The organism is Sphingomonas sp. TF3, from assembly GCF_003985085.1.
Classification (GTDB): domain Bacteria; phylum Pseudomonadota; class Alphaproteobacteria; order Sphingomonadales; family Sphingomonadaceae; genus Sphingomonas.
Genome location: NZ_RWKS01000001.1, coordinates 80,734 through 96,765, shown reverse-complemented (window position 1 = coordinate 96,765; position 16,032 = coordinate 80,734). Strand labels below are relative to the sequence as shown.

The following is a 16,032-nucleotide window of genomic DNA, read 5'->3' as shown; positions in this document are numbered from 1 at the left end:
GGCCCGGAACTCGGCGTGCCCGCTAACCCCGATTGCGGTACAGGGCAGCCGAAATCTGCCTGTTGAACGGGAGGTTGCACATTGGCCGAGGCCGCCGCTGATATGGTGCTGAGCGATGTCGCCGATGGCGTCATGCGGATTACGCTCAATCGCCCCGAACGCGCGAACGCGATCCCGCCCGAATCGCGCGACCGGCTGGTCGAGCTTTTCGCGCAGGCGGATGCGGACATCGCGGTGCGCGCCGTTCTGCTCCAGTCGACGGGCAAGCATTTCTGCTCGGGCGCCGATGTCAGCCGGATGTCCGGAGCGCTGGCGACGCCGCGGCCGGTCGGCACGACGATGCGCACCATGCTCGGCGGCGCGCAGAAGCTGATCGCGGCGATCCTGGATTGCGGCAAGCCGGTGGTCGCCGCAGTGCAGGGTCCGGCGGCGGGAATGGGCGCGCATCTCGCGCTTGCATGCGATCTGGTCGTCGCCGCCGAGGAGGCCTGGTTCTCGCAGCCCTTCGTGCTGCGGGGTCTCGCGCTCGACGCCGCCGGCGCCTATCTGCTGCCGCGTCGGGTCGGCCTGCAAAAGGCCAAGGAACTCGCCTTTCTCGGCGATCGGCTGACCGCGCGGGACGCGCTGGGTCTCGGCATGGTCAACCGGGTTTGCGCCGCTGCCGAGCTTGAGGCCGAGGCGAATGCGCTGGCTCGCCGGCTGGCCGAGGGAGCGACGACTGCGATCGGCCTGTCCAAGCGGCTGCTCAACGCATCGCTCGACAGCGATCGCGCGGGCGCGTTCCTTGCCGAGGCCATGGCCCAGGAAATCAACGGGAAGACCGAGGACGTCAGGGAAGGCGTGGCGGCGTTCGTCGAGAAGCGTCCCGTCCAGTTCAGGGGGTATTGATGGCAAGCACCGCGCCGCGTTTCGATCTGCCGACGATCGAAGCTGAAACCAGGCCGTTCTGGGATGCATTGCGCCAAGGCGTATTGATGCTCGGGCGCTGCGATTCCTGCGCGCGCATCCATTATTATCCGCGGCCGATGTGCCCGCATTGCTGGAGCGAGGCAGTGACGCTCGTGCCGGCGGGCGGGCGCGGCACGCTCTATACCTGGTCGACGGTGTTCGTGAACGACCTGCCCCCGTTCAACGCCAAGCTGCCGTACATCGCGGCGCAGGTCGATCTGGACGAGGGCGTGCGGGTCACCACCATCATCACCGGCGCCGCGCCCGAGGATCTCAGCATCGGCATGCCGGTCGAGGTCGGGTTCGAAGCGATTTCAGACGACGTGACAATACCGGTGTTCAGTCCGGCAGGGAGTTAGAAGCAATGGCAGGAATTCTGGACGGCAAGGTCGCGCTGGTCACCGGCGCGGGCCATGGCATCGGGCGCGGTCACGCGCTCGAGCTGGCGCGGCAGGGCGCGAGGGTCGTGATCAACGATCTCGGCGGCAATGCCAAAGGCGAGGGCGAAGGGCGCGACGCCGATGTCGTGGTCGACATCATCAAGGCGCGCGGCGGCGATGCCGTCGCCGATTATGGCAATGTCGGCGACGAGGCTGCCGCCGAAGCGATGGTCAAGCGCGGCATCGACCAATGGGGCCGCCTCGACATCGTCGTCAACAATGCCGGGATCGTCCGCGACAAGGCGATCTGGAACATGTCGGTGGACGATTTCGATCTGGTGATGAACGTGCATCTGCGCGGAACGTGGCTGACCTGCCGGGCCGCGGCGCAGCATTGGCGCGCCGTCGCCAAGGCCGGCAGCGGCCGCTATCCGGGCCGGATCATCAACACCACCTCCGGTGCCGGCCTTCTCGGCAATTTCGGCCAGACGAATTACGCCGCGGCCAAGGCGGGCATCGCCGGCCTGACGCTGACGCTCGCCGTCGAGCTCGCCGCGATCGGCGTCACCGCCAACCTTATCTCACCGGGCGGGCTGACGCGGATTTCCTCGACCTTGGGCATGGGCGCACCCAAGGAGCCCGACGATTTCGGTCCCGACGAGTTCGATCCGCTCGATCCGTCGCTCGGCTCGCCCGCCGTCGCCTGGCTTGCCAGCGACGAGGCGCAGATGGTCAGCGGCCAGTGCATCCGCGCGGTTCGCGATCGGCTCTCCGTGCTCAAGGGATGGCATGAGGCGGCCGGCATCACCAGCGGCGGCAAGCGCTGGAAGACCGAGGAAATCGGCAAGATCCTCGCGACCGACCTGTTCGGAACGCGCGCGCCCGGCCTGCGGATGGGAGGCTGAGCGCGATGACGACCTTATTCAGCCGCGAGTCGCTGCCCGGGCTGGTCGGCAAGACGCTTGGGCCGGGCGAGTGGGTGGAAGTGACCCAGGAGCGCATCGACGAGTTCGCCAGCGCGAGCGGCGATCGCCAGTGGATCCATGTCGATGTCGAGCGCGCCAGGACCGGCCCGTTCGGCACCACCATCGCGCATGGCCTGCTGACGCTGTCGATGATCGCCGACCTCAACAAGGGCATGTTCAAGTTCGACGGCTTCAAGATGGGCCTGAACTATGGATACGAAAAGGTGCGCTTCCCGAGCACGGTGCCGGTGGGATCGCGGCTGCGGGTAACGGCCAAGGTCCTGAGCTTCGAGCCGGTAGGCCAGATGTTCCAGACGATCGTCGAATACACCGTCGAGCGCGAGGGCGCGGATAAGCCGGCCTGCGTCGCGCAGATGATCTTCCGCCACGTACCCTGAATACCAGCGAGGCCGCCGATCGCCATCACCAGGCGATCGGCGGCCTTGCTGCGTTCAGGCCGCCGGTTCGGGAACCGCGCGCCAATCCTCGCCCGCGGCGACCAGGCGATCGACCGGAAACGCGTCGTCGGCAGTCCATTCGCCATGATTGGGTGCCAGCGGCGGCAAGCCGGCGCGGTGGTTGCGCAATGCGCGCAGCAGCAGCATCCGCGCCTGGACGATCGCGACGTCGCTCGACGAGGGATGCTCGCGGGTGCGATCGACGATCGGGCCCATGCTCACCTGGACGACGATGTCCTCCTCGAGCAGATTATCGGTAAAGCCGGTGAAATGGCCCGCCGCCATGGCGGCCCGGTCCTGTCCCCAATTGTCCTCGCGCGATCCCTTGAAGGGCGCGAAGTTGCGGGGATCGAGCCGGTCGTTGCCGATCAATGCGCGGACGCGGGGAGAATCGTCGTCGAGCACGAGCGATTCCGAGAAATATCCGAAGAACAGCAAATGGTGCGTGTCGTCCACCGGCACGCCGATGAAGATCGAGCCTTCGTTGCGGCCGGTGCCGGGCACCAGATTGATGAAGGGGGCGACGAATTGCGTGGTCCGCACATAAGTGGAATCGTCCTCCAGCGGCCTGACCGCGGAGGCACTGAGCCCGAACGGGGTGCGCGCGATTTCGTATCGCGGAGCGACCGCCTTGAGTGCCAGCCCGATCGTGGCGCCGCCCGAGACGCTGGCGGCAAGACGCGGCACCCAGCTTTGGTGCAGCGTGCCGACATGCGCCGAATCGAGCGAGCCTTCGACGCCCTGCAGCCAGTTGCAATCGACCTTGGTGACGGTCATCCAGACATGGTCGTCGGGAAGCGTGAAGAAGGGGAGGTCCGGGAAGTCGGCCGCCGGAGCCTCGCCCAGCCACACCCAGACCAGGCCGCTCTGTTCGCGCACGGGATATTGGCGCGAGCGAATCCCTTTCAGGAACGCAGTGGTGTCGCCCTGGTGCGTCGGCGCCTCGACGACGCGGCCGGTCACGTCGACTGCCCAGCCGTGGAAGATGCAGCGCAGCACGCAGCCCTCGTTTCGCGCCAGCGCCATGGACACGCCGCGATGCGGGCATGCCTCGTCGATGAAGCCGATGCGCCCATCGGGCGCGCGGAACGCGACATAGTCCACGCCGAGGAGCCGGACGCGCAGCGGCGCCTCGCCTGCTACCAGCTGCGCGGAAATGGCGAAGGGAAACCATGCCCAGCTTCGCAGCAGCGCGCCCATCGGCGCCTCGCCCTCGACCCGCGTGAGATCGTCATTTTGTTCGCGACTCAGCATTTACCCTCTCCCAGGCGATCCGCTTCGTCCTGATCCTACGCGCCGTGCCGGCGCTGTCTGTCCCCTGCGGGGGGGATTGTTCCCAAAGGCCGTCGATCTACGTCTCGGTCAGAACAAAGGTACGCGTGAAATAGTGCGGTGCTTCCTGGTGGCGGGCTCGATCAACGGGCTCGGCGGCGGGGAATCCGCTCACAATCACGCCAAGCCTGGACCGGCGACGCCAACCGCCATCTCGGGAGAGGACTGAAACATGACCAAGATTTCCAGGACGCGTGCGGTTGCACTGAGTGCTTCCGTAGCCCTTGGCGCGATCGCCTGGCCGTCGATGGCGCTGGCGCAAACGAGCCCCGCCGTCACAGCCGCGCCGCAGGGCGACGAGGCGGAAGCTGCCCGCGCGGAACAGGACGGCGAAATCCTCGTCACCGCCCGCCGCAAGGAGGAAAGCCTTCAGGCCGTCCCCGTCTCCGTGGTGGCGCTTTCGACCGAGACGCTGCGGACGCAGAATGTCCAGTCGCTCGTCGATCTGCCGCGCCTTGCGCCGGGCCTGACGGTCACTCCGACTTCGCTGGGCACCACCCGGCCGGCCTACCAGATCCGCGGTCAGCGCGCGAACGCGACGCGCATCACCGCCGATCCCGCGATCGTCGTCTATTTCGCCGAAGTCGGCACGGCGCGCTCGGCCGGTTCGGCGCAGGCAGTGTTCGATCTGCAATCGGTCCAGGTCCTCAAGGGCCCCCAGGGAACCCTGTTCGGCCGCAATACCACTGGCGGCGCGATCCTGTTGACGCCCAACGCTCCCTCACGCGACTTTGAGGGCTATGGCCAGGTCTCGGCCGGCAATTTCGGCATGCGCGACCTCGAAGGCATGGTAAACATCCCGATCAGCGACGTCGCCCAGCTTCGCGTCGCCGGCAAATATCACAAGATGGACGGCTATTTCAGCAACGTGCTCCGGCCAGGCGAGCGCAGCTGGGACGAGGACAACACCTCGCTGCGCGCAACGCTGCGGCTGACCCCCGGCGGGGGCATCACCTCCGATTTCATCGGCACTTATTTCCATAGCGACGTCATCGGTTTCCAGCCGAAGCTGATCGGCTTCAATTCCAGCACCTTCCCCGTGGCCGCGCTCGCCCCGGCCGTCCAGGCCGAGCTCACCGCCAGCAATGCACTCGGCTTCTACGAGTATCGCGAGCTGTTCAAGGCGCGGAACAAGGACAAGGTGCTGTCGATCCAGAACAATACGACGATCGAGCTCGGCTCGGACCTCGGCCTGCTTGGTTCGGCGCGCCTGAAAAACATCATCGCCTATCGCGATATCGAGAATAATTTCAGCACCTTTGCCGACGGTTCCGGCCTGGGAATCTTCAACACCTTCGGCAGCTACAACGGCACCCAGTTCAGCGAGGAATTGCAGCTCCAGGGCGAGAACGGCAATGTCGACTACGTCCTCGGCGCCTTTTACTCGACCGAGAAGGGCGACGATTTCACCAACGCGCAGACCTTCAACGCGCTTCCGCTGAACTTCACCGACCTGACAGGCAAGAACGACAGCATTTCGGCGTTCGCGCATGCCAATATCAAGTTGCCGGGCATCGCCCAGGGCCTGAGCCTCTCGTTCGGCGGGCGGATCACCAAGGATACGCGAACGATCGACTCGCACGTCCGCCAGCAGCGGGCGCTGTCGGCAACGGTCACCCAGCCTTATGTGTGCCTGGCGAGCGGCGTGCCCGTGGTGATCGCCAACCTGACCGATCGTTCGCTATGCTCGTTCAAGACCGAGGCGCAGTTCACCCAGCCGACCTGGGATATCAGCCTGAACTATCAGTTCACGCCGGACAATCTGGTCTATGTGGCGCATCGCCGCGGATACCGTGCCGGTTCCGCCCGATCCGCGACCTCGCCGGACGTCCGCCCCGAATTGGTCAACGACGTTGAAATCGGCTCGAAGAACCAGTTCCATTTCGGCGACACCTCGGTCCGCTTCAACGTCGCCGGCTATTACGGTGCGTATAAGGATCTCCAGCGCAACATCACGCTGGTGCTGAACGGCGTCACCGCCGCGCAGGATCGCAACGCCGCCGAAGCGCATGTCTACGGCGTGGAGACCGACCTCAACATCAACATCAACCGGATCGTGACGCTGTCGGCATCCTATGCGCTCACCCGATCGCGCTACGACAGCTACAGCAACGTGTTCAACACCACCGGCGGGCCGGTTACCGTCGACAATTCGAGCGCGCGCTTCTCCTATGCGCCGGAACACATGTTCACCGGGACGGCCAAGCTGAACGTTCCGATGTCGCCGGACAAGGGCGAGGCATCGGTGTCGATGACCTATAGCTACCAGAGCAGCGTCCAGACCACGGATTCGAATTCGTTGAATTGCGGCCCGGGCAATATCGAGCGCTGGTGCCTCAATACGGTCGGCGTGACCGACGCTTACGGCCTTGTCAGCGCGCGCGCCGATTGGCGCCGGCCGTTCGGTGCGCCGTTCGATCTCGGGGCGTTCGTCACCAACCTCACCAACGAGAAATATTATGCCGGCAAGTTTGCGCTGGTGAACGTGATCGGCCTGCTCAGCGCGTGGCCGGGGCCGCCGCGGATGGGCGGCGTCGAATTGCGGGTGTCCTTCTAGGTATCCGTACAGGCAAAGGGGGGGGCGTTCGGTTGAACGCCCCTTTTTTATTCCGCCAGCTTGGTCGGCCGCGACGCCTCGGTCGGCACGTCGAACAGCCAGGCCGCCATCCAGCCGCCATCCACCGGCAAGGTCTGCCCGGTGACATAGCTGGCGAGATCGGAGGCGAGGAACAGGACGCCCTTGCCGATCTCGTCGGTCGTGCCGCGGCGTTGCAGCGGGATGCGGCGGCGGAAGGGGCTGGCGGGATCGTCTTCGGACGCCTGTTTGGGAAGCCGCTGGGTGACGATCGTTCCCGGCGCGACGGCATTCACCCGGATGTCCGGACCCCATTCCACCGCCATCGACCGGACGAGGTTCATCAGGCCGGCCTTTGCCGCACCATAAGGGGCATGGAAGGGCGCCGAGGTCAGGCCGCTGACCGAGTTGACGGCGATGATCGTGCCCTTGCGCCCCGACGCCAACATCCGCCGCGCCGCCGCCCGCGCGCTGTACAGCACCGATTTGAGGTTGAGATCGAGTTCGCGCGACCAATCGGCGTCGGTGACATCGAGCAAGGGCTTCCAGCTCGATGCGCCGACGATCGTCACCATGATATCGATGGGCCCCAGCGCCGCTTCGGCTTGGTCGGTGGCGCGCTCGACGTCGCTTTCGTTGGTGATGTCGGCGACCAGCCCGATCGCGTCGAGGCCCTGCGCGGCCAGCCGCGCGGCGGCTTCCCCGGCGCGGGACTCGTTCACATCGACGATCGCCAGGCGGCAGCCGGCACGGCCGAGATAGATTGCGGAGCTCTCGCCCATGCCCTGGCCTCCGCCCCAGATGATCGCCGTCTTGCCGGACAGGCCAAACATGTCGGTGGTTCCAGTCATTCTCTTCATCCTTCTTGCCGCCGCCTTGATGACGGCGGCGGGGTTTATCGCCGCGCGAACTGGCGCTTCAGAAACTGGATGCCCGCCTCGAGCCCCGCCGCCGCGCCGGGCCAGTCGGGGCCAAAGGTCGGCGCGACATGCTGCATGTCGGGAACGATGCGGCACTCGACGTCGACGCCGGCAGCGGCGAGCCGCGCCGCGAAGGCCAGGCTATCGTCGAGCAGCACCTCGACGCCCCCGGCCAGCACGAAACTGTCCGGCAAGGCATCGAGCGGGGCGAGGAGCGGGGAGGCGAGGAGATCGTCGGCCGGATGCCCCTGAAGGTACATGTCGCGCGCCTCTATCGCCATGGCGCGGGAAAACAGCCGGTCGGTCGCAGCGCTGCGATCATAGCCATCGGAAACCACGCGAAGGTCTAGCCAGGGCGAGATCAGGAACAACGCATCGGCCGCCGCACCGAGCAGGCACAGGCCGACGGCGAGATTGCCGCCCGCTGAATCGCCTCCGATCACCAGCGGGCCGTCCGCCTGCACCGACGCCAGCGCTTTGCGCAACCCGGCCAGCGCCGCCGGGAACGGGTTTTCGGGGGCGAGCGGATAAGCCGGCAGGATGACGGTGCAGCCCAGCCGCGCGGCCAGCGTCGCGGCAAAGGGCTGGCTCCGGGCCGGAGAGCCCAGCCGGAAGCCGCCGCCATGCATGTGGAAAAGCACCCCGTGCGCATCGGGCGGCGTACAGGAGATTCCCGACAAGGGCCCGAGCTGGATCTCGCGCGTGACGATGCGCGCATCGACCGGGTATCCGCCGGGCAGGGACATGGTGCGCCGTTCGCGCAGGGCGTCGGGCGCGGGCGATCCGGGTCTCGGCGGAGACAGCTCGAAGGAGGGTGCGGTCGGCGTGTGGGGTCCCGGATCGTTCATTGGTCGCGACATCCCCGCCTCTGCGGCATTAGAGATTCCGAAGGCTGGAATAGGCGCCCCGATCGCCCGCGCTCAACACCCGTCACAGGGGACAAGCGCGCGTTTCGCAGGTAGGAGAGGGCGCGATGGATCACGATCCCCATGACAGCAGCGTCCGGCACACCAGCAGCGATATCCGGCACCCCGGCGAGCGCCGGAACATCTCGAAATCGGCGGTGCGCGCGCTCGATGTGCTCGAGCATTTCGCGGCGGTGCGCCGCCCGCTGCGCGCGACCGATATCGCGCACGCGCTCGATCTGCATCCGTCCAGCGCCGATCAGCTGCTCAAGTCGATGGTCGATGCCGCCTATCTTCTCATTGATGCCGAGGGAAAGGTCTATCGCCCCTCGCCCCGGCTGATGGGCTTCGCCAACTGGCTGGCCGAGAATTATTTCGGCGGGGACGCGCTGAGCAAGCTGGTCGCGTCGGTCGCGGTGCGAACCGGCCAGATCGTCACGCTCGCCGCGCCGCAGGGCGGGTGGCTGCAATTGGTGGACGTGGCCACGCCGCCGGGGCTGAGCGGGCTGGTGCGCAAGGGCAGCCGCGTATCGATCACGAGCTCGACGCTGGGCGCGGCCTTTCTCGCCGCGCACGATGACCGCGAGATCGAGCGATGGATCGACCGCACGCCCGAGGCCCGGCACATCGACGACGCATTCCGTGAAGAGCTTCGCGCGTCCGTCCATGCGACACGGGCTAGGGGTTTCGCCTGCGGGCTTGGCGACAGGCTGTTCTCGATCGCGCTGGCGCTGCCGCGTCCGGCCGCCGGCATCCAGCTGGTGCTCGGCCTGGCCGGCCAACCCGAACATATGGAGCCGCGAACCGCGGAGCTCGGCGCACAACTGCGCCGCTATGCCGATAGCCTGACGGGCGAGGCGAATTCCGCGATCCCCTGAGGCTCCCCGCCGGTCAATGCCATATCGGAAAGATCGGGCCTGGCCAGCATCTCGTGCCAGACTTGATAATGCCATGGAATATTGACCTGCAGGCGCCCGTCCTTGACGTAATAATTCCGGTCGGTGGATGCCGTGTCGGTCAGCCAGATCAGCCCGGTGGCGGCCTCGTCCATGCGTTCGTTATAGGATTCGAAGGCGGCGTGGGTCACTTCCACTGCGGCTTGGCCGTGCTCGATCGTGTCGACGATCACCTGCGCGACATATTTGGTCCACATTTCGATCTGGGTCGGGATCGTGCCGCCGCCGCCGCTGACGCTTTGCGAATTGGGGCCATAGAGCACGAAGAAATTGGGGAAACCGTCGATCATCATGCCCAGATAGGCGCGGGCGCCGTCCCGGCTCCACCGCTCCTGAAGATGCACCCCGCCTCTGCCGACATAATCCGATGGCCACACATATTTCTCGACGCTGAAGCCGATCGCAGTAACGATCATATCGACATCGCGGGCTTCGCCGTCGGTAGTGACGATGCCCGTGCGAGTCAGGCGGCTGATCGGCGCCGTGACCAGCTCGACATCCTCCTTGAGCAGCGAGCGGTACCAGCCATTGTCGACGATCAAGCGCCGCGAGAAAGGCGCGTGGCGCGGGACGAGCTTCTCGACCAGGTCCGGCCGGCCATCGACCTGCTGGACGATATATTGAGTCATCGCCTCGCGCAGCGCGTCGTTCGGCTGGTTGATCAGGCCGCCCGCCGCCTGCCATTCGGGGTCGGGCACGAGGAACTGGTATAGATTGAGGACCGGCAGCGTGCCGGTGTAGCGCGTCCAGTTCCAGTAATAGGGCATGTTCCGGCGCAGCCAGCTGTCACCGGCGCTCATCGCTTCGCCATAGCGTTCGCGCGGGGTAATCCACTGCGGCGTGCGCTGGAACACATAGGTCCGCTTCGCATCGTCCGAGATCCGGTCGAGAAGCTGCACGCCGGTCGAGCCGTTGCCGATCACCGCCACCGTCTTGCCCGCGGCGCTGTGCCGCTCGTCCCATTCGGTGCTGTGGACGATCTCGCCCTCGAACCGGTCCACGCCTTCGACTGCCAGCGCTCGGGGCGTCGAGAACAGGCCCGATGCGCTGACGACGTGATTGGCGGCCACCGATTTCTGCGCGCCGGCCTCATCGACGATGTCGAGCCGCCACAGCGAGTCGGTTTCGTCGAAGCGCCCGCCCTTGATCTCCTGATTGAAGCGGATCTTGTCGAAGATGGCGAACTTGCGGGCGATATGCTCGAGATAGGCGCGAACCTCGGCCTGACGGGCGAAATGCTCGGTCCAGGGGTACAGCTTCTCGAAGCTGAACTCGTACATCGCGCTGGGCGTATCGACGCGGGCATCGGGATAGGTGTTGATGCTCCACGTGCCGCCGATCTCCGAACGGCGTTCGTAGATCGTGTAGGGAATGCCGAGGCGCTCGAGCTGGACCGCCATGCCCAGGCCGCTAAACCCCGCGCCGACGATGACCACTTGGAAGCCCTCCGGAAGCTTCACCGGCCCGTCGCGCCAATTGGCGCAGCGCGGATAGGCATCGAACGCCGGGACCGGCTTGCGGATATCGAAATCCCTGTCGCCGATCGGTTTGCCGCCGGCGACGAGCTCCATCATCGCGCGGAGATGTTCGTCGCTGGGCACGCCGATCGCATGCTTGCCGAGATCGTCGCTGAGGAACTCGACCGCCCGCTCGATCAGTCGCTGGCGATGATCCTCGGCGACGACGTAGGTCGTGCCCGCGCCGGCGCGCACGTCGATCCGCGTGACCGGGATCGACGCGAACTCCGGATCGCCAGTGGCTTGCAGGAGCGCCAGGCGCAATGCGTTGAGGTCGGCCTCTTCAACGGCCTTACGAATGAATTCGCGATTCATGCCGCGCTTCCCAAGTTGATATAGAATATCTATAATTGTCATAGGCGACAAAATCGAAAATCATGCATCGGTTCGGCTTCGTCAACATCGTGCAGCGCTATTAGCTGCAAATACACGGGCACGGACTATTTTACATATAGACGGATAAATCGTCGTAAGACGACCGAGATCGTGAGGTATTTTGCCGGCGCCTGTTCGAAGTATTTCAGCTGGATTTGGAAAAGCGTGCGCGGAGCGCTGCGAAGACGCGCGCCTGCTCCTCGCGCCCGAACAGGCTGCTGTTCGCCAGTCGTTCGACGTTGCGCGCCTGGGTGCGGTCGAGGTCGGCGGCGAGCTCGATCGCCAGCTTGGCGGCCGCCAGCGCTTCGGGGGGCTGCCCGGCCAGCGAGAGGCAGAACTCGTCGACGCGGCGGTCGAACTCGGCCGCGGGATAAATCTCGTGGACCAGGCCCACCGTCAGCGCCTGATCGGCGCCGATCGGGCGATTGGCCATGATCATATAACGCGCCCAATGCCCACCGATCATCCGCACCAGCCGGCTGGTGCCGCCGGATCCGGGGATCATGCCCATGTTGAGTTCGGGAAGCGCATAATGCGCGGCGTCGCTCGCGAGGCGAAAGTCGCACGACAGCGACATCTCCAGCGCGGCGCCGAGGCACGGGCCCTGATGGGCCACGACGATCGGCTTCTCGATCGCTTCGAACTCGTCATAGAGCTGATGCCAGGCGCTTTCGCGATAGCGCCGGCGAAACCCCGAAGGCCCTTCGTCCGCCGGCCCGGCGCCAAGCGCGGTCACGTCCATGCCCGAGGAGAAATAGCGGCCGGTGGCGCGGATCAGCAGCACGCGCAGATCGGCATCGTTGGCGAACGTCTCGAACGCATCCCGCAACGCCGCCAGCATCGGCCGGGTGAAGGCGTTGTACTTGTCCGGCCGATCGAAGGCGAAGGTCAGGATCGCTCCCTGGCGCTCCAAAATGGTGTGCGTGTCGGCCATCGTCAGGTCCTTGTTCGCGGCAGGCCAAGGCCCGCCTCCGCCACGATGCTGCGCTGCACCTCGCTGGTGCCGGCGTAGATCGTGCTCGGCACCGAGCGCCGATAGTCCTGCTCGATCCGTCCCGTCGCCGTAAAGCCTTGCAGCAGCGTATCGGGCGCGGCGAGGGCCATGAGTTCCGATCCGCACTTCACCCAGCTTTCGCTGCCGAACAGCTTTGCGGTCGGGCCGTAATGCTTGCGGGGCTTGTCTACGCCGGCCCCCCAGGCGGTCCGGCGGCTCAGCACGTCGACCACTTCGAGGCGCACCGCCGAGCGCGCCAGCCCGGCGCGGATGCCCGGATTCTCGATCGCGGGCCCGCCGCCGCGCTGCGCGCCGCGCGCCCATTCCACGGCGCCCTCCAGCATGTTCTTGATCGCCCCGACATAATGGTCGCCCGAACCCTGCTCCATCGTCAGCGCCGCGGCCAGCACCTTCACCCCGCCATTGACTTCGCCCAGCCGGTACACATCGGAAACGCGCACGCCTTCGTAGAATGTGGTGTTGGTCCGCTCGTTGCCGATCGTCTTGATCTCGTCGCAGCGATAGCCCGCGGCATCGAGCGGCAGCGCGAACAGCGTCACGCCGCCATGCTTGTCCTCGCCGGTTCGCGTCAGCATCAGCGCATATTGCGCGAGATGCCCCTGCGACGTGAACATCTTTTGTCCGTCGATCACCCAATCGTCGCCATCGCGGACCGCCTTGGTGCGGGCGGCGAAGATGTCCGAGCCGCAGGACGGCTCCGAATAGCCCAATGCGGCATAGGCTTCGGCGGCGGCCAGCCTGGGCAGGATTTCCGCCTTCGCTTCCTCCGAGCCGAAATGGAGCACCATCTTGCCCAGCATGTCCGATACCGAAATGACGACATGGCCCCAGTCGAATTCGGTGAACACCTTCTTGATCGCCGAAACCGAGAAGCGATCGCAGGCGCTCCCGCCATGTTCGACCGGCCAGTCCGGATAGAGCAAATTGATCGCCGCGAGCTTGCGGTACAGTTCGGGATCGAAGAAATCGTCGGAGACGAATTGCTGCTCGCGCCGCTCGAACGTGGCATGGTCGGCGAATATCGCGCGTACCGTGGCCGCGATCTGCAGCGCGCTTTCCGGATATTCGAAGCTGATCGCCGTGGCGCCGGCGTCCGGCAGCGCGGCCGCCGCTCCGGACCACAAGCGATCGGCGATCACCGGCAGGTCGTCGTCGGGATTGCCCGCGAGCAACGACCATTGCGTGACGCGCCGAAAATAGATCTGCGCGTCATATTCCATGGTCATGCCATAGCCGCCGAACACGCGCATCGCCTTGATCACGGCGGGACGGCAGGCTTCGGCCGCCCACCACGCGCTCATCCGCACCATCGCGCCGGCTTCGGCGGTGCCGTTGCTCAGCGCCTCGACGGTCCGCCATACGAGGAGCGCCGCGCCCTCGACTTCGCAATGCGCTTCGGCCAGCGGGTGCGCGAGGCCCTGATAGCCGCCGATCGGCCGGCCAAAGGCATGGCGCTCCTTGGCATAGTCGGCCGCGAGCAGGATCGCCTTGCGCGCGGCGGACGCCGTGGCGGCGGCATTAAGCAGCTTCCATTCGTCGATCGCCGCCTCATACGCGGCAACCGCGTCCGGCCCCGATGCCAGCGCCGTGCCGATATCGGGACCCAGCACTATCCGGCGTGCCGCGCTCGAGCCGATATTGGCTTCCGGCTCCCCGAAGGGCCCGGCGGCGACCCGCACTTCCGCGCCGCTCACGAACAGGACGCTGTCGCAAACGCCTGCCGCGGCGATCAGCTGCGCGGCACCGTCTCCGGGGCGCAGGGCGAGTGCGGCGATCTTGCCTTCGGCGATGCCGGCCACATTGCCGCCGAGACGCGCCAGCAGGCGCGCGGCGACAATGACGTCGAGCGCCGGGATCACCGGCGCGAACTCACCGAACACCTCGGCGACGACCACGGCGTCCATCAGGCTGGCGCCGGCGCCGCCATGCGCTTCCGCAACCCGCAGCAATGGCAGGCCCATTTCGACAAACGCCTGCCAGGTGACCGCGTCGTGGCCGGAACCCTCGGCTTCGCGAATTCGTGCCGGGGGAGAGGCTTTCGCGAACGCGCGGGTGAGCGCGTCCTTCAGCATCTCCTGATCTTCGGACAGTTCGAGATTCATGCGGGGGTCCCTTCCTGGGCGAGCGATCGGACACGCTCGCGCAGCTCCGTCTTCAAGATTTTTCCGGCCGGCGTGCGCGGGAAATCATCGACGATGACAAGGCGCTCGGGCGTCTTCTGGCGGGCGATGTCGGCAGCCGCGAAGTGCGCCGCGATGTCGTCGATGGAAAGTGCGGCGGCGGGTTTGAGCCGGACGAAGACGCCGACCTTCTCGCCAAGCCGCTCGTCGGGCCATGCGACCACCGCGACCTCGGCGACAGCCGGGTGAAGCGTCAGGACGTCCTCGACTTCCTTCGACGAGATATTCTCGCCGCCGCGGATGATGATGTCCTTCTTGCGATCGACGATCCGCAGATAGCCGTCGGCATCGAGCTGGCCGATGTCCCCCGTGTGGAACCAGCCATCCTCGGCAAAGCCGCCCGCGTTGTGCGCAGGGTCGAGGTAGCCCTTGAACAGCTCGGGGCCCATGCTGACGATCTCGCCGGGCACATCCTCGCCCACCGTCGCGCCGTCGTCGTCGACGAGCCGGACCTCCACCCCCGCCAGCAGGCGGCCATCGGTGGTGGCGCGTTTCTGGAACGGATCGGAAGGAATCGCGCCGGAAATCGTCGGGTGCTCGGTCGAGCCATAAGTGCGCGTGCCGGGCCAGCCATGCTCCTCGCAGCGCTGCATGAGCGTCGAGGGCACGCTGGCCGCGCCGACGGACAGCTGGACGAGGCCATTGGGGAAGAGTTCGGCCGCCCGGTCCAGCAGAAACGAAATCATGAACGGCACGCCGCCGGCCCGATCCGGGCGATGGCGTTTGATCAGCTCGACGGCCAGCTCCTCGTCCCACGCGTCCATCATCAGGCACGCGTCGCTGGCGAGGAACGGGCGCAGCGCCGCGATCACTCCGGCGCTATGCCCGGCCGGCAGCGGCAGCAATTTGGCGCGCCCCGCCGGCGACGGGACGGTCGGAAACAGCGGCACCTCGGCGCCGAAGCTGTTGTGGGTGTGGACCACGCCCTTGGGCGCCGAGGTCGTGCCCGACGTGAACATGATCAGCCACGGGTCGTCGGACGTCGCCGTCAGCGCGGGAAGCTGAATGGCATCGCGCTCGAGATCGCGCCATCTGGTGACCACGCCCGGCATCGGCTCGTCGCCGACGACGATCACCAGCTCCAGCGTCGGCACGTCGCCGAACCCGGCGATGCGGGCGCCGTAATCGATCTTCTTCCAGCGATCGGGAACCACCACGGCCTTGGCGCCGACGGTATTGATGATGAAGGTCATTTCGGCCGATCCGTAGATGTGGACCATCGGCACGAAGATCAGCCCGAGGTGAAGCGAGGCGAGCAGGGTCAGCGTGCCTTCGCGCCAATTCGGCATCTGCGACACCAGCACGTCGCCTTCGCGCAGCCCGAGACGGTGGAATGCGGCGGCGACTTCGTAGCTCTCGCGAAGCAGCTCCGCGGCGGTTGCCTGCGACGGGCGCTCGCGCGATCCGAAGACGATGGGGATGTCGGGATTTTCCGCCACACGCTCGGCGATCCGCTCGCCGGTAAGCTTCGCGCTGTGAAGGCCGGCCTGGCGCCAGGCCTCCAGA

General features: G+C 66.3%; 13 protein-coding genes. 6 read left to right on the top strand and 7 right to left on the bottom strand.

Annotated elements, in window-relative coordinates:
* The first annotated feature begins 81 nt into the window (after positions 1-81).
* The 4 genes from EJC47_RS00450 to EJC47_RS00435 are packed head-to-tail and all read left to right on the top strand — an operon-like array spanning position 82 to position 2,691.
* Positions 82-888: an enoyl-CoA hydratase/isomerase family protein gene (locus EJC47_RS00450; protein WP_221885146.1), complete on the top strand. Its 807-nt coding sequence runs from the start codon at positions 82-84 to the stop codon at positions 886-888.
* Positions 888-1,307: a Zn-ribbon domain-containing OB-fold protein gene (locus EJC47_RS00445; RefSeq protein WP_126845032.1), complete on the top strand. Its 420-nt coding sequence runs from the start codon at positions 888-890 to the stop codon at positions 1,305-1,307. Before EJC47_RS00450 ends, EJC47_RS00445 begins: the two co-directional genes overlap by 1 nt.
* Before the next feature lie 5 nt (positions 1,308-1,312).
* Positions 1,313-2,233: an SDR family NAD(P)-dependent oxidoreductase gene (locus EJC47_RS00440; protein WP_126845031.1), complete on the top strand. Its 921-nt coding sequence runs from the start codon at positions 1,313-1,315 to the stop codon at positions 2,231-2,233.
* A 5-nt stretch (positions 2,234-2,238) separates the two neighbouring features.
* Positions 2,239-2,691, top strand: coding sequence for a MaoC family dehydratase (locus EJC47_RS00435; RefSeq protein ID WP_126845030.1), 453 nt, complete (start codon positions 2,239-2,241; stop codon positions 2,689-2,691).
* A gap of 54 nt (positions 2,692-2,745) precedes the next feature.
* Here the strand turns inward: EJC47_RS00435 and EJC47_RS00430 are convergent, their stop codons facing one another.
* Entirely contained in the window at positions 2,746-4,005 is a 1,260-nt protein-coding gene (locus tag EJC47_RS00430; RefSeq protein ID WP_126845029.1) for a Rieske 2Fe-2S domain-containing protein, read from the bottom strand.
* Between the two features lie 250 nt (positions 4,006-4,255).
* Here EJC47_RS00430 and EJC47_RS00425 point away from each other — a divergent pair, with 250 nt between their 5' ends.
* On the top strand, positions 4,256-6,640 hold the full coding sequence (locus tag EJC47_RS00425) for a TonB-dependent receptor (RefSeq protein WP_126845028.1): 2,385 nt from the start codon (positions 4,256-4,258) through the stop codon (positions 6,638-6,640).
* 47 nt (positions 6,641-6,687) lie between these two features.
* On the opposite strand, the gene EJC47_RS00420 is transcribed toward EJC47_RS00425, so the two are convergent.
* Both EJC47_RS00420 and EJC47_RS00415 read right to left on the bottom strand, forming a co-directional pair.
* Complete coding sequence (locus tag EJC47_RS00420; protein WP_185867508.1) at positions 6,688-7,509, bottom strand: SDR family NAD(P)-dependent oxidoreductase; 822 nt, start codon at positions 7,507-7,509, stop codon at positions 6,688-6,690.
* Positions 7,510-7,553: 44 nt separating this feature from the next.
* Positions 7,554-8,324 (bottom strand): alpha/beta hydrolase fold domain-containing protein, encoded by a 771-nt coding sequence (locus tag EJC47_RS00415; protein ID WP_185867507.1) that lies wholly within the window; start codon positions 8,322-8,324, stop codon positions 7,554-7,556.
* 227 nt (positions 8,325-8,551) lie between these two features.
* Between EJC47_RS00415 and EJC47_RS00410 the strand changes: the two genes are divergently transcribed.
* Positions 8,552-9,361 (top strand): IclR family transcriptional regulator, encoded by an 810-nt coding sequence (locus tag EJC47_RS00410; protein ID WP_126845025.1) that lies wholly within the window; start codon positions 8,552-8,554, stop codon positions 9,359-9,361.
* On the opposite strand, the gene EJC47_RS00405 is transcribed toward EJC47_RS00410, so the two are convergent.
* From EJC47_RS00405 to EJC47_RS00390, 4 genes are all read right to left on the bottom strand, one after another.
* Positions 9,316-11,271: a flavin-containing monooxygenase gene (locus tag EJC47_RS00405; protein WP_185867506.1), complete on the bottom strand. Its 1,956-nt coding sequence runs from the start codon at positions 11,269-11,271 to the stop codon at positions 9,316-9,318. The two genes, EJC47_RS00410 and EJC47_RS00405, sit on opposite strands and share 46 nt — an antisense overlap.
* A 205-nt stretch (positions 11,272-11,476) precedes the next feature.
* Positions 11,477-12,265 carry an enoyl-CoA hydratase/isomerase family protein gene (locus tag EJC47_RS00400; RefSeq protein ID WP_126845023.1) on the bottom strand — a complete coding sequence of 263 codons (789 nt, stop codon included), beginning with the start codon at positions 12,263-12,265 and terminating at the stop codon, positions 11,477-11,479.
* A 2-nt stretch (positions 12,266-12,267) separates the two neighbouring features.
* Positions 12,268-14,448: an acyl-CoA dehydrogenase gene (locus EJC47_RS00395; RefSeq protein WP_126845022.1), complete on the bottom strand. Its 2,181-nt coding sequence runs from the start codon at positions 14,446-14,448 to the stop codon at positions 12,268-12,270.
* Positions 14,445-15,965: an AMP-binding protein gene (locus tag EJC47_RS00390; protein ID WP_185867505.1), complete on the bottom strand. Its 1,521-nt coding sequence runs from the start codon at positions 15,963-15,965 to the stop codon at positions 14,445-14,447. Before EJC47_RS00390 ends, EJC47_RS00395 begins: the two co-directional genes overlap by 4 nt.
* Positions 15,966-16,032 lie beyond the last annotated feature (67 nt).